14 protein-coding genes and 2 pseudogenes are annotated in these 19,934 nt (G+C 64.9%); 9 read left to right on the plus strand and 7 right to left on the minus strand.

Annotated features, from left to right (window positions below):
* Positions 1-7 precede the first annotated feature (7 nt).
* From RRX38_RS05310 to RRX38_RS05340, 9 genes and pseudogenes are all read left to right on the plus strand, one after another.
* Positions 8-310, plus strand: a complete 303-nt coding sequence (locus RRX38_RS05310) for a sarcosine oxidase subunit delta (RefSeq protein WP_295477963.1) — start codon at positions 8-10, stop codon at positions 308-310.
* On the plus strand, positions 307-3,213 hold the full coding sequence (locus RRX38_RS05315) for a 2Fe-2S iron-sulfur cluster-binding protein (RefSeq protein ID WP_315961826.1): 2,907 nt from the start codon (positions 307-309) through the stop codon (positions 3,211-3,213). Before RRX38_RS05310 ends, RRX38_RS05315 begins: the two co-directional genes overlap by 4 nt.
* Positions 3,214-3,215: 2 nt before the next feature.
* Positions 3,216-3,779, plus strand: coding sequence for a sarcosine oxidase subunit gamma (locus tag RRX38_RS05320; protein WP_315961827.1), 564 nt, complete (start codon positions 3,216-3,218; stop codon positions 3,777-3,779).
* Positions 3,780-4,046: 267 nt separating this feature from the next.
* The gene (locus tag RRX38_RS05325) at positions 4,047-4,820 is read left to right on the plus strand and encodes an IclR family transcriptional regulator (RefSeq protein WP_315961828.1); all 774 of its coding nucleotides are present in this window, start codon (positions 4,047-4,049) and stop codon (positions 4,818-4,820) included.
* A gap of 173 nt (positions 4,821-4,993) precedes the next feature.
* A pseudogene (locus RRX38_RS24955) lies at positions 4,994-6,082 on the plus strand (cache domain-containing protein); the annotation flags it as partial.
* A 129-nt stretch (positions 6,083-6,211) separates the two neighbouring features.
* Positions 6,212-6,940: a methyl-accepting chemotaxis protein gene (locus tag RRX38_RS24960; RefSeq protein WP_410524897.1), complete on the plus strand. Its 729-nt coding sequence runs from the start codon at positions 6,212-6,214 to the stop codon at positions 6,938-6,940.
* A 408-nt stretch (positions 6,941-7,348) separates the two neighbouring features.
* Positions 7,349-8,281, plus strand: a pseudogene (locus RRX38_RS24965) (cache domain-containing protein); the annotation flags it as partial.
* A 129-nt stretch (positions 8,282-8,410) separates the two neighbouring features.
* Positions 8,411-9,139 (plus strand): methyl-accepting chemotaxis protein, encoded by a 729-nt coding sequence (locus RRX38_RS24970; protein ID WP_410524897.1) that lies wholly within the window; start codon positions 8,411-8,413, stop codon positions 9,137-9,139.
* Positions 9,140-9,405: 266 nt separating this feature from the next.
* Positions 9,406-11,877, plus strand: coding sequence for an EAL domain-containing protein (locus RRX38_RS05340; RefSeq protein ID WP_315961831.1), 2,472 nt, complete (start codon positions 9,406-9,408; stop codon positions 11,875-11,877).
* Between the two features lie 107 nt (positions 11,878-11,984).
* On the opposite strand, the gene RRX38_RS05345 is transcribed toward RRX38_RS05340, so the two are convergent.
* From RRX38_RS05345 to benA, 7 genes are all read right to left on the minus strand, one after another.
* Entirely contained in the window at positions 11,985-13,262 is a 1,278-nt protein-coding gene (locus tag RRX38_RS05345; protein ID WP_315961832.1) for an OprD family porin, read from the minus strand.
* Between the two features lie 56 nt (positions 13,263-13,318).
* Positions 13,319-14,521, minus strand: coding sequence for a benzoate/H(+) symporter BenE family transporter (locus RRX38_RS05350; protein WP_315961833.1), 1,203 nt, complete (start codon positions 14,519-14,521; stop codon positions 13,319-13,321).
* A gap of 105 nt (positions 14,522-14,626) precedes the next feature.
* A complete protein-coding gene (locus RRX38_RS05355) occupies positions 14,627-15,958 on the minus strand; it encodes an MFS transporter (protein ID WP_315961834.1) in 1,332 nt (443 codons plus the stop codon).
* A gap of 121 nt (positions 15,959-16,079) precedes the next feature.
* Entirely contained in the window at positions 16,080-16,850 is a 771-nt protein-coding gene (locus RRX38_RS05360) for a 1,6-dihydroxycyclohexa-2,4-diene-1-carboxylate dehydrogenase (protein WP_315961835.1), read from the minus strand.
* A gap of 15 nt (positions 16,851-16,865) precedes the next feature.
* Positions 16,866-17,876 (minus strand): benzoate 1,2-dioxygenase electron transfer component BenC, encoded by a 1,011-nt coding sequence (gene benC, locus RRX38_RS05365; RefSeq protein ID WP_315961836.1) that lies wholly within the window; start codon positions 17,874-17,876, stop codon positions 16,866-16,868.
* Positions 17,877-17,926: 50 nt separating this feature from the next.
* Complete coding sequence (benB, locus tag RRX38_RS05370; RefSeq protein WP_295479419.1) at positions 17,927-18,415, minus strand: benzoate 1,2-dioxygenase small subunit; 489 nt, start codon at positions 18,413-18,415, stop codon at positions 17,927-17,929.
* Positions 18,415-19,770, minus strand: coding sequence for a benzoate 1,2-dioxygenase large subunit (benA, locus tag RRX38_RS05375; RefSeq protein WP_315961837.1), 1,356 nt, complete (start codon positions 19,768-19,770; stop codon positions 18,415-18,417). Before benA ends, benB begins: the two co-directional genes overlap by 1 nt.
* Positions 19,771-19,934 lie beyond the last annotated feature (164 nt).

The following is a 19,934-nucleotide window of genomic DNA, read 5'->3' on the forward strand; positions in this document are numbered from 1 at the left end:
CAGCACTATGAAAGTCATGACATGCCCGCTCAACGGGCCGCGCAACATCAGCGAGTTCACCTACGGCGGCGAATTCAAGGTCATGCCCGACCCGCAGACCTGCTCGGATGCCGAATGGGCCGACTACGTGTTCAACAGCGAAGACACCCTGGGGGTGATCCGCGAATGGTGGATGCACACGCCGTCCAGCTACTGGTTCCTCGCCGAGCGCCACACCGGCAGCGATGAAATCATCCGCACCTTCGACCCGCGTGAGCTGTTCAATCAGCGCGTGGAATTCAGCGCCGCCCCGCAGGAGATCGCCGGATGAACAGCGCCAACCGCCTGCCCGCCCCCATGGGCCTGCTGATCGACCGCGATAAACCGCTGACCTTCAGCTTCGACGGCCAGACCTACCAGGGTCTGCAGGGCGACAGCATCGCCAGCGCCCTGCTCGCCAATGGTCGCCACCTGCTGTCACGCTCGTTCAAGTACCACCGCCCGCGCGGCCCGCTGAGCATGGCCGGCCAGGACGCCAACACCCTGGTACAACTGCCCCGCGAACCCAATGTGCTGGCCGACACCTTCAACCTGGAAAACGGCCTGCGGGTCAGCGGCCAGAATTTCAACGGCTCGCTGGACAACGACCGCGACGCCTGGCTGGGCAAATTCTCCAAATTCATGCCGGTGGGTTTCTATTACCGCGCCTTCTACAAACCCAGGGGCATGTGGAAGGTCTGGGAGCCGCTGATTCGCAAGAAAGCCGGCCTGGGCGTGCTGGACCTGACCTTCCAGCCCGAGTACTACGACAAGGCCTACCTGTTCACCGACGTCGCCGTGATCGGTGCCGGCCCGGCCGGCCTGCAGGCGGCCCTGACCGCCGCCGAAGCCGGGGCGCGGGTGCTGCTGATCGAGCAGCAGCCGCTGTTGGGCGGCTCGCTGACCTACGCGCGCTTCGATATCGACGGGGTGCGTGGCGAACAGTTGCGCCAGGAGCTGGTCAGCGCGGTGCAGGCCCACGCCAATATCCAGGTGCTGACCCAGGCCACCTGCAATGCCTGGTTCGCCGACAACTACCTGCCGGTGATCCAGGGCAAGCGCCTGTACAAGGTGCGCGCCCAGCAGTGCCTGGTGTGCAGTGGCGCCTTCGACCAGCCGGTGGTGTTCCGCAACAACGACCTGCCCGGGGTGATGCTGACCAGCGCTGCCCAGCGCCTGATGAAGCTCTATGCGGTCAAGCCCGGCCAGCGCGCCGTGGTGCTCACCGGTAACGATGACGGCTATCTGGCCGCCCTCGACCTGCACGACCAAGGCATCCAGGTCGCTGCGCTGGCCGACCTGCGCGAGCAGCCGGGCGACCCGGCGCTGTCGAGTGCCCTGGCCGCACGCGGCATCGCCTGCCATGCCGGTACCACCGTCTACGAGGCACTGCACGAAGCCGGCATGCGCCATGTCAGCGGCGTGGAACTGCGCAAGATCACCGGCCAGGGCCAAGTAGCGCCACTGGGTGTGACCCTGGACTGCGACCTGCTGTGCATGTCGGGCGGTTACATGCCGGTCTACCAGCTGCTGTGCCAGGCCGGTGGCAAACTCGACTACGACGATGACAACGCCAGCTTCAGCCTCAGCGGCCTGCCCGCCCACCTGCGGGTGGCCGGCTCGGTAAACGGTTACCACCGCCTCGACAATGTGCTGGCCGATGCCCGCCGCGCCAGCGCCGCCGCCCTCGCCAGCCTGGACCTGGTGGCCGAGCAAGGTCCGGCCGTGCTGGTGCCGGAAACGCCGGTGAATGTGCCATGGCCGATCTTCAGCCACCCCAAGGGCAAGGAGTTCGTCGACTTCGATGAAGACCTGCAGGTGCAGGACATCATCAACGCCACACGCATCGGCTACCGCGACGTGCAACTGGTCAAGCGTTACTCGACGGTGGGCATGGGCCCATCCCAGGGCCGCCATTCGGCATTGACCACCGCCCGCCTGGTCGCCGCCGCCACCGGGCGCAGCGTCGGGCAGACCGGCGTGACCACCGCCCGCCCACCGTTCGAGGCCGAGAAACTGGCGCATGTCGCGGGCCGCGCCTTCGACCCCTACCGCCAGACCCCGCTGCACAAGCGGCATGTCGAGGCTGGCGCAAAAATGATGCCCGCCGGTATCTGGCAGCGCCCGGCCTATTACGGCACGGCGGCGCAGCGTGACGCCTGCATGCAGGCCGAAGCGCGCCACGTGCGCAGCAAGGTCGGGATCATCGACGTTTCCACCCTGGGCGGCCTGGACGTGCGTGGCCCGGACGCCGCCGAACTGCTGAACAGGATGTACACCTTCGCCTTTCTCAAGCAGCCGGTGGGGCGCTCGCGTTATGCGCTGATGACCAACGAACAGGGCGTGGTGATCGACGATGGCGTGTGTGCACGTTTCGCCGACAACCACTTCTACGTCACCGCCACCACCAGCGGCGTGGACCGAATCTACCAGCAGATGCTCAAGTGGAATGCACAATGGCGCCTGGACGTGGACATCGCCAACGTCACCGCGGCGATCAGCGCGGTGAACCTGGCCGGTCCTGATTCACGCAAGGTCCTGCAGAAGGTCTGCCACGACCTGGACCTGTCGGCCGAGGCCTTTCCGTACCTGGCGGTGCGCCAGGGTACGGTGGCCGGCATCCGCGCACGCCTGCTGCGGGTCGGCTTCGTCGGCGAGCTGGGCTACGAGATCCACGTGCCGGCTCGCCACGCCCTGGCGCTGTGGGACGCACTGATCGAGGCCGGCAAGGACTACGACATCAAGCCGTTCGGCGTGGAAACCCAGCGCCTGCTGCGCCTGGAAAAGGGCCACGTGATCATCAGCCAGGACACCGACGGCATGACCCACCCGGCAGAGATCGACATGGGCTGGGCGGTCAGCCGCAGCAAGCCCTTCTTCGTCGGCCGCCGCTCGCTGGACATCCTCGAAGCCCAGCCACTCAAGCGCAAGCTGGTCGGCTTCAGCCTGCCCAAAGGCAGCGCGCAGCCGCTGGAGGGTCACCTGGTGCTCAAGGGCGCGGACATCAGCGGCAACGTCACCTCTTGCGAGTACTCCGAGACCCTCGGGCAGATCATCGGCCTGGCCTATGCAGCCCCGGACCAGAGCCAGCCCGGCCAGCGCATCCCGATCCGCGTGGAAGGCGGTGAGGTGGTGCAGGCCACGGTGGTGAGCCTGCCGTTCTTCGACCCCGACAACCAGCGCCAGGAGCTTTGACCATGTCCAGCCTTGCCACCGCCAGCAACACCCTGGCCAGCACCTCACTGACCGCCTGCGCCCTGCAGGACCTCACCGACCTGCCGCGCACCGGCTTTCGCGGCGCGCACAGCGCCGAGTACCTGCAGGCCCGCGGTTTCACCCTGCCGGGCGCGCCCAACCGCGCTACGCCCCAGCAGGACGGCTGCCAAGTGGCGCGCCTGTCGCAGACCGAGTACCTGCTGCTGGGTAGCCCGCTCGACGGCGGTGAACGCATCGCCGACGAAGAAGCGCGCTGGGAGCTGGACCACCAGGCCAACTACCTGCTGCCGCGCCAGGACAGCCACGCCTGGCTGCAGCTGTCCGGCCGCCGTATCAGCGAGGTGATGGCCAAGCTCTGCGGCGTCGACCTGCACCCCCGCGCCTTCGGCCCCGGAGCCGTGGCGCAGACCTCGGCGGCGCGCATCAACGTCATCGTGATCAACACCGGCAGCGACCTGGCGCCGTGCTTCGAGCTGCTGTTCGACCGTTGCTCGCTGGACTACTTCAAGGCCGCCGTGCTCGATGCGATGAGCGAGTTCGACTGACGCCCGGAAGGGCCGCCCGGTGGGACCGGCTTCAGCCGGGAAGCTTTTCGCGGCTAAAGCCAATACGGTTCGGTTAGACCGGGTAGGAGCGGCTTCAGCCGCGAAGCGACCGCATGTTCACAACAGATGCACTGAATTTCCTAGCGCTTTCGCGGCTAAAGCCGCTCCTACCGAACCACATAACGACTAACTGAACGGCATTGTGGCTAAAGCCGCCCCCGTCCTGTCCCACAACGACCGCCGTCCGGCCATACACCTGGAGAGGCCATGCTCGACACCACGGAAAAAGACACCGACTACATCGTCCCCGCCCTGGCCCGTGGCCTGGCCGTGCTGGGCCTGTTCAACGCTCAGGTGCGCTCGCTGGGCATTCAGGACATCGCCACGCAGCTGGGGGTCAGCACCTCGGCGATCTACCGCATCCTGGTCACCCTCACCAGCACCGGCTACCTGAACAAGCGCAATGGCCAGTACGAGCTGGGCGCGCGGGTGATCAACGACGGTTTCAGCTACCTGGCCAGCCGTGACATCGTCGACGTGGCCATGCCCTACCTCAACGAACTGCGCGACCGCACCTCGCTGTCGTGCCACCTGAGCATCCGCGAGCACACCGACTGCCTGTACCTGTATCGCGCCTTCGCGGCCCAGCGCCTGTCGGTGAACATCCCCATCGGTACACGCATCGCCTGCCACTGCACCGCCATGGGGCGCATGCTGCTCACCGGTCTGGAGGCCGATGCCCTGGCCGCGCTGTACCAACACGCGCGGCTCGACGACTACCCAGCCCCCGCGCCCCGTACCCTGCCGGAACTGCAAGCGCTGATCGCCGAAGACCGCCAGCGCGGCTGGGTGCTGCACCGCTCCGATTACGCCACCGCCATCGCCGCGGCCGTGCACGACCATACCGGTCAGGTCAGCGCCGCGATCAACCTGTCCGGTCCCGACGCGGTCATGGATTGCCCACGTACACAAGAGGGTTTTCGCGCGCTGCTGCTCGATTGCAGCGCCCGCATCAGTCAGGCCCTGGGATTGCACAGATAGCTCGTTGCGACCTGAAATCCTGAACGCGACAAGGGGCCTCAAGATCCATCTCTGCGCGCCGACGATATTCAGGCATGCCCCGGACTGCGCGGCTTTGCTGAAGCCGACACAGGGAGTGCACCCGCAGTCATCAGGTATGCACAGCACAGGCTGCGCATGGCAAAGGAGCCAACATGAATATCAAACAGAAGCTCACCGGGGCCTTCGCGGTCATCGCGTGTCTGCCCGTGGTGGTGGTCGCCACCATCGTCATCGTCAATTTGCGTACCGACGCTCTGGAGAGCTTCGTCGACAACAGCGGCCGAGAGATCCGCCAGGTCGACAACGCCATGCAGCTGTTCTTCGACGGCATCAGCCAGAACGTCGAATACCTGGCTGCCAACCCGCTGCTGGCCAATGCCGGCAACGACGTGAAGAACTTCACCGGCGCCGATCCATTCAGCACGCCGCTGTCGGAAACCGACAAGCAGCTGTTCGATCTGTTTACTCGTCTGGCCAAGAGTCACCCGGCCTATTCCTACGTGTCCTACGGCCTGGCCAACGGCAGCTACGCCATGTGGCCCGAAGACAAGACCCTGAAGAACTACGACCCGCGCGTGCGGCCCTGGTACAAGACTGCACTGGCCAACCCCGGCAAGACCGTACGCAGCGATGCCTACTACTGGGCCAACGACGACGCCGTGCTGGTGAGTACCATCCGCGCCATTCCCAACGTGCTGGGCAACCCGGGCGGCGTGGTCAACATCGACGTGTCGCTCAAGCAACTGACCGGTATCGTCAAGCAGATCAAGCTCGGCGAAAGCGGCTACCTGCTGCTGGCCGAAAGCAACGGCAACGTGCTGGTCGATCCGCAAATGCCCGAGCACAACTTCAAGAAGCTCGGTGACCTGGGCGGCGGTTACGCCGAACTGGCCAAGGCTGGCAAGGGCATGACCGAAGTCGTGCTCAATGGCGAGCGCTACATGGCCAACGTCTATCCCGCCGAGAAGCTGGGCTGGACCTTCATCGGCCTGATCAAACGTGACGAGGTCATGGCCTCGGCCAACAGCCTGACCCTGCTGATCGGCATCATCGCCGTGGTGCTGGCGGTGATCTTTGCCATCGCCGGTGCCAGCTTCGCCAGCCTCATCGTGCGCCCGATCAACAGCGTGTCCAGCGGCCTGGAAGGCATCGCCCAGGGCGAAGGCGACCTGACCGTGACCCTGGCCGTGCGCGGCAAGGACGAAACCGCGCAACTGGCCGGCTGGTTCAACCAGTTCCTCGGCGCGATTCGCGGCCTGATCCAGCACATCGGCCGCGCCGCAGGCAGCATCCTGGAGGCTTCGCGCAGCTCCACCCAGGTCTCCAACGACATGGCCGATGCCGCCAACCGCCAGCGCGAAGCCGTGGACATGGTGTCCACCGCCTTCCATGAAATGGTCGCCACCGCCAACGAAGTCGCGCGCTCCTGCAGCCAGGCCGCCAGCTCCGCCGATGTCAGCCAGCAGCAGGCGCGCGATGGCCAGCGACAGATCGACGATGCGGTGCACAGCGTCGACAAGCTCAGCGAGGAAATCTCCCGTTCGGCCCAGGACATGAGCCAGCTGGAGAAGGACAGCAACGACATCCAGTCGATCCTCGACACCATCCGTTCCATCGCCGAGCAGACCAACCTGCTGGCCCTCAACGCCGCCATCGAAGCCGCCCGCGCCGGTGAACAAGGCCGTGGTTTTGCCGTGGTCGCCGACGAGGTCCGTGCGCTGGCCAAGCGCACCGCCGACTCCACCGCCGAGATCGACACCCTGCTGGGCAACCTGGCCCGGCGCACCGCTTCGGTGGCGCAGCAGATGCACGCCAGCCTGGAAGTGTCGCAGCAGTCGGTGAGCAAGATCGGCCAGGCACGCAGCAGCTTCGGGCAGATCCGCGAGTCGGTGGACGTGATCCGTGACATGAACACGCAGATCGCCACCGCCGCCGAAGAGCAGCATCAGGTAGCCGAAGACATCAACCGGCACATCAGCCAGATCCACGGCGATGCCCAGCTGGTGGTGGAGCTGGCACAGTCGGCGCGGGGCGACTCGCAAAGCCTGGCGGCGCTGTCCAGCGAACTGGACGGTCTGGTGCGCAAGTTCCGCACCTGATTACAGCCCTTCACGTATCACCCAGGCGGCCCTCCAGAGGGCCGCTTTTCATTGCCCCTCCGCTTCTCCAACTTCTCCCCTTGGCGAATGCCGGGCTGTGTCCTGGCATACCATATGACAAAAAACCTAAAGAACCTGACGAGACGGTCGAAACAGGGCTGTTAACCACCGGCATCCCGGCTGCATCGGGAGCACCAGGCTGGCGTGTAGCACGGCAGTCGGACAGGGCAAAAAAACAATCGGGGAGCCAGCATGAACATCAAGCAAAAACTGACGGGGGCGTTCGCAGTCATCGCCTGCCTTCCCGTCATCGTGGTCGCCAGTATCGTCATCCTCAACCTGCGCACCGAAGCCACCGACAGCTTCGTCGATAGCAGCGGCCGCGAGATCCGCCAGGTCGAGAACGCCATGCAGCTGTTCTTCGACAGCATCACCCAGAACGTCGAATACCTCGCCGCCAACCCGCTGCTGAGCAATGCAGGTAACGACGTGAAGAGCTATGTGAGTGCCGACGCGCCCAGCATCGCCCCGTCGGAGACCGACAAGCAGATCGTTGCCCTGTTCACCCGCCTGGCCAAGAGCCACCCGGCCTACTCCTACGTGTCCTACGGCATGAGCAATGGCAGCTATGCGCTGTGGCCGGAAGACCCCAAGCTCAACAACTATGACCCGCGCCCACGGCCCTGGTACAAGCTGGCCATGGCCAACCCCGGGCAGACCGTGCGCACCGGTGCCTACTACTGGGCCGGTGACGACGCCGTGCTGGTCAGTACAGTACGGGCCATTCCCAATGCCTTGGGCAACCCCGGCGGCGTGGTCAACATCGACGTGTCGCTCAAGCAGCTCACCGGGATCGTCAAGCAGATCAAGCTGGGCGAAAGCGGCTACCTGCTGCTGGCCGAGAGCAATGGCAACGTGCTGGTCGACCCCAAGATGCCCGAGCACAACTTCAAGAAGCTCGGTGACCTGGGCGGTGGCTACGCCGAACTGGCCAAGGCCAGCAAAGGCATGGTGGAAGTGCAGCTCAACGGCGAGCGCTACATGGCCAACGTCTACCCCGCCGAAAAACTGGGCTGGACCTTCATTGGCCTGATCAAGCGCGACGAAGTCATGGCCTCGGCCAACAGCCTGACCCTGCTGATCGGCATCATCGCCGCCGTACTGGCGGTGCTCTTTGCCATCGCCGGTGCCAGCTTCGCCAGCCTCATCGTGCGCCCGATCAACAGCGTGTCCAGCGGCCTGGAAGGCATCGCCCAGGGCGAAGGCGACCTGACCGTGACCCTGGCCGTGCGCGGCAAGGACGAAACCGCGCAACTGGCCGGCTGGTTCAACCAGTTCCTCGGCGCGATTCGCGGCCTGATCCAGCACATCGGCCGCGCCGCAGGCAGCATCCTGGAGGCTTCGCGCAGCTCCACCCAGGTCTCCAACGACATGGCCGATGCCGCCAACCGCCAGCGCGAAGCCGTGGACATGGTGTCCACCGCCTTCCATGAAATGGTCGCCACCGCCAACGAAGTCGCACGCTCCTGCAGCCAGGCCGCCAGCTCCGCCGATGTCAGCCAGCAGCAGGCGCGCGATGGTCAGCGACAGATCGACGATGCGGTGCACAGCGTCGACAAGCTCAGCGAGGAAATCTCCCGTTCGGCCCAGGACATGAGCCAGCTGGAGAAGGACAGCAACGACATCCAGTCGATCCTCGACACCATCCGTTCCATCGCCGAGCAGACCAACCTGCTGGCCCTCAACGCCGCCATCGAAGCCGCCCGCGCCGGTGAACAGGGCCGTGGTTTTGCCGTGGTCGCCGACGAGGTCCGTGCGCTGGCCAAGCGCACCGCCGACTCCACCGCCGAGATCGACACTCTGCTGGGCAACCTGGCCCGGCGCACCGCTTCGGTGGCGCAGCAGATGCACGCCAGCTTGGAAGTGTCGCAGCAGTCGGTAAGCAAGATCGGCCAGGCACGCAGCAGCTTCGGGCAGATCCGCGAGTCGGTGGACGTGATCCGTGACATGAACACGCAGATCGCCACCGCCGCCGAAGAGCAGCATCAGGTGGCCGAGGATATCAACCGGCACATCAGCCAGATCCACGGCGATGCCCAGCTGGTGGTGGAGCTGGCACAGTCGGCGCGGGGCGACTCGCAGAGCCTGGCGGCGCTGTCCAGCGAACTGGACGGTCTGGTGCGCAAGTTCCGCACCTGATATTGCCCCAAGGTGCCGTACCGCAATGGACGGCACCGCACTTCTCTTCCTGCCTTCCGGCATCCGCCCCGCTCGGCGGGTGCTGCATTCCCCGCCCCTTGCACACGCTCGCACGCCATCGCCCGCGCGATAAAAGACCGACCTAGACGTGTCCAGCCGCGCCCACGCATGAAATAATGCCAAACGGCCATGGCCGGACCGAGGCTCGATTGCCTACGGACCTGCGCCGAGAATCCGTGAGCCACCCACCAGGACGGTAGTGCCCGATGACATTGGTAGTCGAAAACCCGGATGTGATGTATCGCCTGCTGGTGCAGGGTGTAGTGGACTACGCCATCTACATGCTGACCCCGGAAGGCATTGTCGCCAACTGGAACAGCGGGGCCGAACGGGCCAAGCAATACCGGGCGCAGGAGATCGTCGGCAAGCACTTCTCGCTGTTCTACAGCGCCGAAGAACGCGCTCGCAACGTCCCCATGGCCGGCCTGGAAACGGCCCGGCGTACCGGCCGCTTCGAGGCCGAGGGCTGGCGGGTTCGCAAGGATGGCAGCACCTTCTGGGCCCACGTGGTCATCGATGCGATCCGTGGCGACCATGGCGAGCTGATCGGCTTCGCCAAGATCACCCGCGATTGCACCTTACAGCGCCAGGCGCTGCTGGCGCAGCGCGAGCAGGAACAGCGCTTCCGTCTGCTGGTGCAGGGGGCGACCGACTATGCCATCTACATGCTCGACCTCGACGGTCATGTGGTGAACTGGAACAGCGGTGCCGAACGCGCCAAGGGCTATCGGGCCGAAGAGATCGTCGGCCGGCATTTTTCCGTGTTCTATACCCCGGATGACCGTGCCCGCGGCTTGCCGCAGCATGGCCTGGACACCGCGCGCCGCGACGGACGCTTCGAGGCCGAAGGCGTGCGCCTGCGCAAGAATGGCACGCATTTCTGGACCCATGTGGTCATCACGCCGATGCATGACGACGACGGTCAGCCGATCGGCTTTTCCAAGATCACCCGCGATATCACCGAACGCCGCGAGGCTGAACTGCAGGTACTGGCGGCCAAGGACATGGCCGAGCGCTACAGCGAACAGATGGCCGCGCTGTCGCGTTTCCTGGACTCGGTGATCGGCAGCATCCCCGCCAGCGTGCTGGTTCAGGACGCACGCAGCCGCGAGATCCTGCTGGTCAACGAGCAGGCGCAACGCCTGTTCGGCGCCACCCGCCAGGGCATGCTCGGCAAGCAGGCACGAGATTGCCTGTCGGCGACCATGGCCGATTACGTTGAGGAACAGACCGAACACTGCCTGCGCAGCGCCCACGTGCGTCAGTCCGAGCAGCGCCTGCGTACCGCCATAGGCCTGCGCGTGCTGCGCACCAAGACCCTGCTGCGCAGCGATGTCGAAGCCCAGTCGAACTACGTGCTGCTGATCGCCGAGGACGTCACCGACGAGATCGCCGCCCGCGAACAGATCCACCACATGGCGCACCACGATGCGCTGACCGGTCTGGCCAACCGCACCCTGTTGCACGAACAACTGCAGCAGGCATTGGACACCTGTGCGTTGCAGCCGCGCCTGATCGCCACGCTGTGCCTGGACCTGGACAAGTTCAAGAATGTCAACGATGCATTTGGCCATGCCTTCGGCGATACGCTGTTGCGCGCCGTGGCCGAGCGCCTGCGCGGGGTGCTGGATGAGCACGATACCCTGGCGCGCCTGGGCGGTGACGAGTTCGCTATCGTGCTGTCACGCGTCGAGCGCCCGAAAGATGCCTACCGCATCGCGCAACGCATCACCGCGTGCATGGCCGCACCGTTTTTGATGGAAGGCCATAACCTGCTGATCGGCGTCAGCATCGGTATCGCGTTCAACCAGACACCGGGCGAGTCGGGCGAATTGCTGCTCGGCCACGCCGACATGGCGCTCTATGAGGCCAAGCGCAACGGGCGCAATCGCTACGAGGTGTTCCACCCGGCCATGGCCGAAGCGGCCCAGCATCGCCGGCTGATGGAGATCGAACTGCGCAAGGCCTTGCACCAGGGGCACCTGCAGCTCTACTACCAGCCCATCATCGGCCTCGACGAGCCGCGCATCACCGGCTACGAGGCGCTGATGCGCTGGCACCACCCGACTCGCGGATTGATCATGCCCCTGGATTTCATTCCCATCGCCGAGGAAACCGGGCTGATCCACGAGGTCGGCGCCCGTGCGCTCAATCTTGCCTGCCAGGAAGCCTGCAACTGGAGTGGCGAACAGAGCGTGGCGGTGAACCTGTCACCGGTGCAGTTCAAGAACTGCGAGCTGGTCGACATCGTCAGGCTGGCCTTGACCGACTCGGGCCTGGCGCCCCATCGCCTGGAGCTGGAAATCACCGAATCGGTGCTGCTGGAAAACGACGAGGAAAACCTCGCCACCCTGCGTGAGCTGAAGGCCCTGGGCGTCGCTATTGCCCTGGATGACTTCGGCACCGGCTACTCGTCACTGGGCTACCTGCGCTCATTCCCCTTCGACCGGATCAAGATCGACCGGTCGTTCGTCAACGAGATGGCCGAGAGTCGCGAAGCCATGGCCGTGATCCGCGCCATCACCGGCATCAGCACCAGCCTGCTGATCAAGACCACCGCCGAAGGCGTCGAGACCCAGGAACAGTACGAACTGCTCAAGGCCGAGGGCTGCTCGCACCTGCAGGGCTACCTGTTCGGCCGGCCGTCGCCGACTCATGAGCGCAAGGAGCGGATCTGAGCCGGACGGCGCCTTCGCAGCAGAAGCCGATACAGCTCCGTCAGGCGTTATATGAAGCCGCTCCTCAGAACCCTGCAGGTTTCGGGAAGCGACAAGGACAGGCCTGCTCAGAGCAGTTTCCAGGTGTAGCTGAAGATAAGGCGGTTCTCGTCGATGTCGCTGCGGTAGTTGGAGCGCGCGGCGACGTTGCGCACGCGCACGCCCAGCCCCTTCAGCGTCCCCTCCTGTACCACATAGCCGATGTCCAGATCGCGCTCGCGGTCCTTGCCCTCGAAGCCGGCGCCGGTGTCGACGTTGTCGCCGGTGATGTAGCGCAGCGTGGTGGTCAGGCCGGGCAGGCCCAGGGCGGCGAAGTCATAGTCGTAGCGCGCCTGCCAGGAGCGTTCATCGGTGTAGGCGAACTCGTAGGTCGGCACTTCGTTGCCCAGTGGTGAGACGTTGGCGAAGACCCTGGGAAACGGGCTGTCGCCGTACATGGCCTGGTAACCCACGTAGAAGGTGTGCCCGCCGTGCTTGGCCGAGAGCAGGGAGAAGAATGCCTGGTTGTCGATGCGACCCAGCAGTTTGTCGCCGTCCTCGCGGGCACTGTAGTAACCGAGGTTGGCGCCCAGCACCCAGTTCCCGAGCGGCTGGCTGTGCTTGAAGCCGACGAAGCCCTGCTGATAGATATCCTCCAGTTGCCCGTACCAGAGGCTCAACGAGGTGCGCTTGGCGTTGAAGGCGTAGTCGCCGCCCAGATAGTTGAAGGCATCGCTGCTGGCCTGGCGCTGCGGCACATGGCCGAGCATGGCCATCATCTTCTCGTCGCCGGCCTCGTTACGCAGGTGGGTGGAACTCAAATGCCCGGCCTGCAGGGTCAGGCCGGCGATCTCGCTGGAACTGACCGCCACGCCCTGGTAACTAGGCGGCAGCAGGCGAATGTCACTGAAGGTCAGCACCGGCAGGTTGGGCTGCAGCTCGCCGACACGCAGCTCGGTGTTCGACAGGCGCGCCTTGAAGGTCGCGCCCAGGCGGCTGTATTCGTCCGCCGCACGGCCATCGCCGTGGGTCGGCAGCAGGCCGGTATTGACCCGGTCCGGGCTGCTGTCGAGCTTGATGCCCAGGATACCGCTGAGGTCCAGACCGAAGCCGACCACACCCGGGGTATAGCCAGACTTGAAGTTGAGGATGAAGCCCTGGGCCCACTCCTCCTGCTTCGACTGGCGGTTGCTGCCGACGATGTCGGAAAAGTCGCGGCTGAAGTAATAGTTGCGGGTCTGCAAGGTGGCACTGGCGCCTTCGATGAAGCCTTCCGGCGCCGGGCTGCCGGCCGCCAGGGCGGACAACGGCAGGCCGAGGCCGACCAGGCTGATGACGTGACGCTTGGCGATCTGATGCTGGCTCATGGTTGTTCTCTTGTTGTTATGAATGAAAGGCCCTCAGCACAGCGAGGGATGCAACTTCAGCTCTTGTCGCCCAAGGCACGCAGCGCAGGTGCCGGGCGCCTGGCGTTCATCGCCAGGTGCACGACCAGCCCCGCCAACAGCCCCCAGAACGCTGCCGACAAGCCCAGGAAAGACACACCTGAGGCAGTGACCAGAAAGGTGAACAGGCCGGCGTCGCGTTCCTCGACCTGCACGGTACTGCGGCCCAACGCCTCGCTGATGGCACCGAACAGCGCCAGCCCGGCCAGCGCGGCCACCAGTTCCCTGGGAAAGGCCGCAAACAGCGACACCAGGGTGGCGCCCGCGATGCCGAACACCAGGTACAGCAGGCTGCCCGACAGCGCAGCGATGTAGCGGCGCCGGGGATTGTCGTGCGCCTCGCGACCGGTGCAGAGGCTGGCGGTAACCGCCGCCAGGTTCAGGCCATGGCAACCGAACGGCGCCAGTACCGCGCTGCCCAGGGCGGTGGCGCCGATCAACGGGCTGGCAGGCGTCTGATAGCCGGCATTGCGCAACACGGCCATGCCCGGCATGAACTGCCCGGTCAGCGCCACCAGCACCAGTGGCAGGGCCAGGTTGAAGAAGCCCTGCAGGCTGAACTGCGGCTCGATCAGCGTCGGCGTGGCCAGACCCAGCACCAGCGCGTCGGCACGAAACTCGCCGCCCAGCCAGGTCACCAGCACGCCCACCAGCAGCACCGCCATCACCGCATAGCGCGGCAACAGACGACGCATCAACACATAGGTGGCGAACATCGCCAGCACCAGCCAGGGCCGGGCCGGCAGCGACTCGAACAGCGCGACACCGAAACTGAACAGAATGCCGGCCTGCATGCCGGCGGCGATGGACCCCGGCAGCCTGGCGATGAGGCGGTCGAAGGCGCCGCTGACGCCAACCAGCCAGAGCAGCAGGCTGGCCATCAGATAGGCCCCCACGGCCTGATTGAGGCCGATCTGTGGCAGCTGCGAGACCAGCAGCGCAGAACCGGGGATCGACCAGGCCACCACCACCGGCACCCGAAAACGCAGGCTCAACCAGGCCCCCAGCAGCGCGCTGCCGATGGAGATGGCCCAGATCCACGACGACAGCTGCGCATGCGACAACTGCGCCGAGTCGGCGGCCTGGAAGATGATCACCAGCGGACCGGCGTAAGAGATGAGTGTGGCAATACACCCGGCCACCACGGCGGACAGGGAGACATCCTTGAACAGGTCGTTCATGGGACCTCGCATGATTGTCTGGTTAACACGGCCGGCGTCGCCTGCAGTGGGGCTTTTCGCGAGCACGCTCGCTTGTGCCCCACGCGTGTGGCGTCCCAGCCCGGCTCAGGATTGCAGCAGGGGCGCACCGGCCACCCGGCGCTGAGCGCTGACGGCGAACACCGTCATGGCGATGGCGGCAATGGCACCAGGAATGGCAAAGGCCATGAAGTTCAGTTGCAGCGGCAGGTTGGCAGCCATCAGTGCACCACCGAGCAACGGGCCGACGATGGCGCCATTGCGACCGATGCCCGAAGCCCAGCCCAGGCCGGTGGAACGCATCGACAGGCCGTACAACTGGGCGGCACCGGCATACAGCAAAATCTGCGTGCCGATGGTGGTGGCTCCGGCGATGAAGATCAGCAGGTAGAGCAACGGCATCGGGCTGTTGAAGCCCAGCAGGCTGATGGCCACGGCACCGAGGATGAAGAAGCCCACGGTGACCTTGGTCAGGTTCAGGCGGTCGCCCAGCCAGCCACCGAAGATCGCGCCGAACATGCCGCCGAAGTTCAGCGCCAGCAGGAACGACAGGCTAGACCCCAGGCTGTAGCCGGCACCGGCCATGAGTTTCGGCAGCCAGGAGCTGAGCGCATAGACCATCAGCAGGCAGCAGAAGAACGCCACCCACAAGGCCAGGGTGCGAACCATACGGCCTTCGCGGAACAGCTCCAGCACCGCCACGCCCTGGCCCTTGGCATCGCTGACCTGCAGGATTTCGTCACCGTCGAGCGTCTGGCTGGCGTCCAGGCGTTGCAACAGGCGCCGGGCCTCTTCGCTGCGCCCCTGACGGACCAGGAAGCCGATGGACTCGGGCAGGTAGTAGAGAATCGCCGGCAACAGCAGCAACGGCAGCGCAGCGGCGAAGAACATCGACTCCCAGCCGAAGCGCGGCAGCATCACGATGCCCACCCCCGCCGAGAGCATGCCGCCCAGCGAGTAGCCGCTGAACATCACCGCCACCAGGGTGCTGCGCATGCGCTTGGGCGCGTATTCGTTCATCAACGCCACGGCATTGGGCATCAGGCCGCCGCAGCCCAGGCCGGCGATGAAGCGGCAGATGCCGAACTCGGTGGGGCTGCTGGCAAAGCCATTGACGATGGTCGCGCCGCTGAACAGCGCGAAGCAGATGGCGATGCCCTTCTTGCGCCCGATGCGGTCGGCCAGGCTGCCGAATACCAGGGCGCCGAACATCATGCCAAACAGCGCATAGCTGCCCAGCGCGCCAGCCTGCAAGGGGGTGAGCGACCACTCTTTCATGATCACCGGCAGCACCACGCCGTAGATGAACAGGTCATAGCCGTCGAAGATCAGCAGCAGGGCGCACCAGCTCATGACCATCCAGTGGAAGCGCCCGAAGCGCGCGTTATCGATAATCGCGTGTACGTCTATGGTTCGCATGGCATGCATCTCTTGTTTTTGTTGTAGAAAGCACTGCTGTCTGTGTTGCGCTCATCCGGTAGCGGCTTGAGCCGCGAAGCGCTTGCGCGACCGGACGCCTGCGGGTCGTCGACCTCTGGGGTCAGCCCAGGTCGCCGCCGCCCACCGGCAGGGTCACGCCGGTGATGTAAGAGGCCTCGTCCGAAGCCAGGAACAGGATCGCCCCCACCTGCTCGTCGAGGGTGCCGTAGCGCTTCATCAGGCTGCTGTCGATGGTCTGCTCGACGATCTGCTGATACCAGCCCTGCTCCTGCTCGCTCTGTTCGGCGGCGTTGCGCGGGATGCGCCGCGGTGGCGCCTCGGTGCCGCCCGGAGCCGTGGCGTTGACGCGAATGCCGCGCCCGGCGTTCTCGAATGCCAGGCAGGCGGTCAACGCATTCACCCCGCCCTTGGCAGCGCCATAGGGCACGCGGTTCACGCTGCGGGTGGCGATGGACGAGACGTTGACGATGGCACCACTGCCCTGCTCCAGCATGTACGGCAGCGCCGCATGGCAGCACCACAGCGTGGGGAACAACGAACGGCGAATCTCCGCTTCGATCTCGTGCGGCTGGTAATGCTCGAACGGCTTGGCCCAGATGGTGCCGCCGACGTTGTTGATCAGCACGTCCAGACGCCCGAAGCGCTCCACGGCCGTAGCCATCACCCGGTGCGCTGCATCGAAACCCTCAAGGTCGGCGGTCAGTGCCAGGCACTGCTGGCCGAGGTTTTCCTGCAGCTCGAAAACCAGCTCCGAGCGATCCACTGCCACCAGTTGCGCACCCTCCTCGACCAGCCGTTCGGCGACCCTTCGCCCGATGCCCTGGGCAGCTCCGGTGACCAGCACCACTTTGTCTGCAAATCGCATGTGCATGACGACCTCCCTGGTTCAGGCCGCGCTGGCGGCGAATTTTTCGTAGTAGAAGTTCGCCGGGGTGATGCCCTGCTCGCGGATGTACTGGCTCACCGCCTCGACCATCGGCGGCGGGCCGCACAGGTAGACATCGACATCGCCGTCGTTGAGGTGCCCCGGTTCGATGTGATGGGTGACGAAACCTTTGTGCGGGTAGCTGCTGTCCGGGCTGGACACGCAGGCGCTGTAGGTGAAATTGGCGATGCGCTCGGCGAAGCCGGCCAGAACGTCCATTTCCACCAGGTCGCTGTCATGGGTGACGCCGTAGATCAGGTGCAACGGATGATCGCTGCCCTGCTCGGCGATTTTTTCCAGCATCGCGGTGAAGGGCGCCAACCCAGTACCACCGGCGAGCAGCAGCAAAGGCCGCTTGATCTCGCGCAGGTAGAAGCTGCCCAACGGGCCGGCCAGGGTCATGCTGTCGCCGGCCTTGGCCATGCCGGTGAGGAAGCTGCTCATCAGGCCGCCGGGCACGTTGCGGATCAGGAAGCTGACCTCGCCGTTCTTCTGCAGAGAACTGAACGAGTAGGCACGGCTCTGCTCACTGCCAGGCACCCGCAGGTTGACGTACTGGCCAGGCAGGAAGGCCAGCTGGCTGAGGGACTCGCCCTTGATCTTCAGGGCGATGGTGCTGTCCGAAAGTTTCTCGACCTGGCTGATGGTCGCTTCAAAGCTGGCCTGGCGGGTCTTGCAGACATCCGACGAAGCCGGCACGCGGATCACGCAGTCGCTGGCGGCGCGCATCTGGCAGGTCAGCACGTAGCCTTGCGCGGCCTCCTCGTCAGTGAGGGCGTCGTCGATGTATTCCTGGCCCAGATCATAGCGCCCCGCCTCGGCCAGGCACTTGCAGGTACCGCAGGCGCCGTCGCGGCAGTCCAGCGGAATGTTGATGCCTTGGCGGTAGGCCGCGTCGGCGACGGTCTCGGTGGCAGCGGAGTCGATGAAACGGGTCACGCCGTCTTCGAAATTCAGGGCGATCTTGTGCATGGCGCACCTCACGGCAGCAATCGGTACAGGCCCACAGGCGGGCCGGGAAATCAGATGTGGTAGATGTCGATGACCTGGCGCACGTAATCGTTTTTCAGCACCACTTTCTTGGCCTTGATCAGCGGCTGCTCGCCGCGCAGGTCGAGGGTGTAGAAGCTGGTCCCGAAGTAGCTGTCGACGGTCTTGTAGCGAAAGCTCAGGGTGTGCCAGTTGAAACGCACCTGGCATTGCTCGTCGCTGTGCGCCAGCACCTCGAGGTTGCTGATGTTGTGCGAGGTACGGGTGTCGGGCACGGTGGCGCTGGAGCGTTCGGTCTTGATACGGAACACCCGGTCTTCCAGGCCACCGCGGTTGCCGTACCAGATCAGCGAGATTTCCTTCTGCGGGTCTTCGGTGAGTGCGTCGTTGTCATCCCAGGCCGGCATCCAGAAGGTCGCATCGCTGGCGTACAGCTCCAGCCAGTTGTCCCATTCGGCATCGTCGAGGTAGCGCGCTTCGCGGTACAGGAAGTCACGCACGGTTTCGTAAAGGGTGCTCATCACACGGCCTCCACGGGAATCAGTGGCTGTTCGGCGGCGGCCGCCTTGAGCATGGTTTCCTGCCAGTACTTGTGCTGCAGCACGAACAACCCTTCGTCTTCGGTGCGCACACCGGAGAGCAGCGGCTTGAGCTCGATTTCCTGCGCGGCGGCATCGGCGCCTTCGATCCAGTGCGCGGCTCCCCGCGACATGTCGTTCCAGCCGCGTGCCCCCTGATAGCCCATCTGGCAGGAGCGGAACTCTTCAAGGTCGTCTGGGGTGGCCATGCCACTGACGTTGAAGAAGTCTTCGTACTGGCGGATGCGCCGGGCGCGCGCCTCGGCACTCTCACCCTTGGGCGCGATGCAGTAGATGGTGATCTCGGTCTTGTCCACGGCGATCGGCCGGGCGATGCGGATCTGTGAACTGAACTGGTCCATCAGGTACACGTTGGGGTACAGGCACAGGTTGCGCGAATGCTGGATCATCCAGTCGGCGCGGGCCTGGCCGAAGTCCCTGGCCAGTTCGTCGCGGCGCTCGAACAGCGGGCGGTCTTCGGGGTTGGCCCAGCGTGTCCAGAGCAGCAGGTGGCCCTTGTCGAAGGAGTAGAAGCCACCACCGGTCTTGCCCCAGCTGCCGGCGCTCATGGTCTTGATCTCTTCGCCAGCCTCGCGCAGCTTGCGCTGGTTCTGGGTGGCGGCGTAGTTCCAGTGCACGGCACTGACGTGGTAGCCGTCGGCACCGTTCTCGGCAGTGAGTTTCCAGTTGCCTTCGTAGATGTAGCTGCTGGAGCCACGCAGCACTTCCAGGCCTTCGGGGGACTGGTCGACGATCATGTCGATGATCTTCGCCGACTCGCCCAGGTGCTCGACCAGCGGCAGCACGTCGGAGTTGAGGCTGCCGAACAGAAAGCCCCGGTACGACTCGAAACGCGCCACGCGGGTCAGGTCGTGCGAGCCTTCGCAGTTGAAGCCCTCGGGGTAGCCGGCATCCACCGGGTCCTTGACCTTGAGCAGCTTGCCGTTTTTGTTGAAGGTCCAGCCATGGAAGGGGCAGGTGTACGAGGATTTGTTGCCACGCTTGTGTCGGCACAGCATCGCACCGCGATGGCTGCAGGCGTTGAGGAAGGCGTTGAGCTGCCCATCCTTGTTACGCGCGATGAAAATCGGCTGGCGACCCATGCTGGTGGTGAGGAAGTCGTTCGTCTCGGGGATCTGGCTCTCATGGGCCAGATAGATCCAGTTGCCCTCGAAGATGTGCTTCATCTCCAGCTCGAACAGTCGCGGATCGGTGAACATCTCCCGCTTGCAGCGATAGATGCCCTGCTCCTTATCTTCCTGGAGCAGTGAATTCAGGTAGTCGATACCCAGGGACATGACCGGGGCCTCCGTTGTTATTGTTCAGGCCGGGTCAGGTTAGGGTCGAGGGCGCGCGGGCAATAGCCGCTTTGTGCAGAGTGCTATCCGTTTCTTGCAAAGCGGCTGGCAGAGGAACGGGCGCTGTCTGGCTTGACCGCGAGCGGCCTGGATGGAAACGGCAT

This window comes from Pseudomonas sp. DTU_2021_1001937_2_SI_NGA_ILE_001, from assembly GCF_032463525.1.
GTDB lineage: Bacteria > Pseudomonadota > Gammaproteobacteria > Pseudomonadales > Pseudomonadaceae > Aquipseudomonas.

Bases quoted from the DNA above. Each gene is read 5' to 3' on its own strand.
- RRX38_RS05310 (WP_295477963.1), top strand. From the start codon at position 8: ATGAAAGTCATGACATGCCCGCTCAACGGGCCGCGCAACATCAGCGAG.
- RRX38_RS05315 (WP_315961826.1), top strand. From the start codon at position 307: ATGAACAGCGCCAACCGCCTGCCCGCCCCCATGGGCCTGCTGATCGAC.
- RRX38_RS05320 (WP_315961827.1), top strand. From the start codon at position 3,216: ATGTCCAGCCTTGCCACCGCCAGCAACACCCTGGCCAGCACCTCACTG.
- RRX38_RS05325 (WP_315961828.1), top strand. From the start codon at position 4,047: ATGCTCGACACCACGGAAAAAGACACCGACTACATCGTCCCCGCCCTG.
- RRX38_RS24960 (WP_410524897.1), top strand. From the start codon at position 6,212: ATGGTGTCCACCGCCTTCCATGAAATGGTCGCCACCGCCAACGAAGTC.
- RRX38_RS24970 (WP_410524897.1), top strand. From the start codon at position 8,411: ATGGTGTCCACCGCCTTCCATGAAATGGTCGCCACCGCCAACGAAGTC.
- RRX38_RS05340 (WP_315961831.1), top strand. From the start codon at position 9,406: ATGACATTGGTAGTCGAAAACCCGGATGTGATGTATCGCCTGCTGGTG.
- RRX38_RS05345 (WP_315961832.1), bottom strand. From the start codon at position 13,262: ATGAGCCAGCATCAGATCGCCAAGCGTCACGTCATCAGCCTGGTCGGC.
- RRX38_RS05350 (WP_315961833.1), bottom strand. From the start codon at position 14,521: ATGAACGACCTGTTCAAGGATGTCTCCCTGTCCGCCGTGGTGGCCGGG.
- RRX38_RS05355 (WP_315961834.1), bottom strand. From the start codon at position 15,958: ATGCGAACCATAGACGTACACGCGATTATCGATAACGCGCGCTTCGGG.
- RRX38_RS05360 (WP_315961835.1), bottom strand. From the start codon at position 16,850: ATGCACATGCGATTTGCAGACAAAGTGGTGCTGGTCACCGGAGCTGCC.
- benC (WP_315961836.1), bottom strand. From the start codon at position 17,876: ATGCACAAGATCGCCCTGAATTTCGAAGACGGCGTGACCCGTTTCATC.
- benB (WP_295479419.1), bottom strand. From the start codon at position 18,415: ATGAGCACCCTTTACGAAACCGTGCGTGACTTCCTGTACCGCGAAGCG.
- benA (WP_315961837.1), bottom strand. From the start codon at position 19,770: ATGTCCCTGGGTATCGACTACCTGAATTCACTGCTCCAGGAAGATAAG.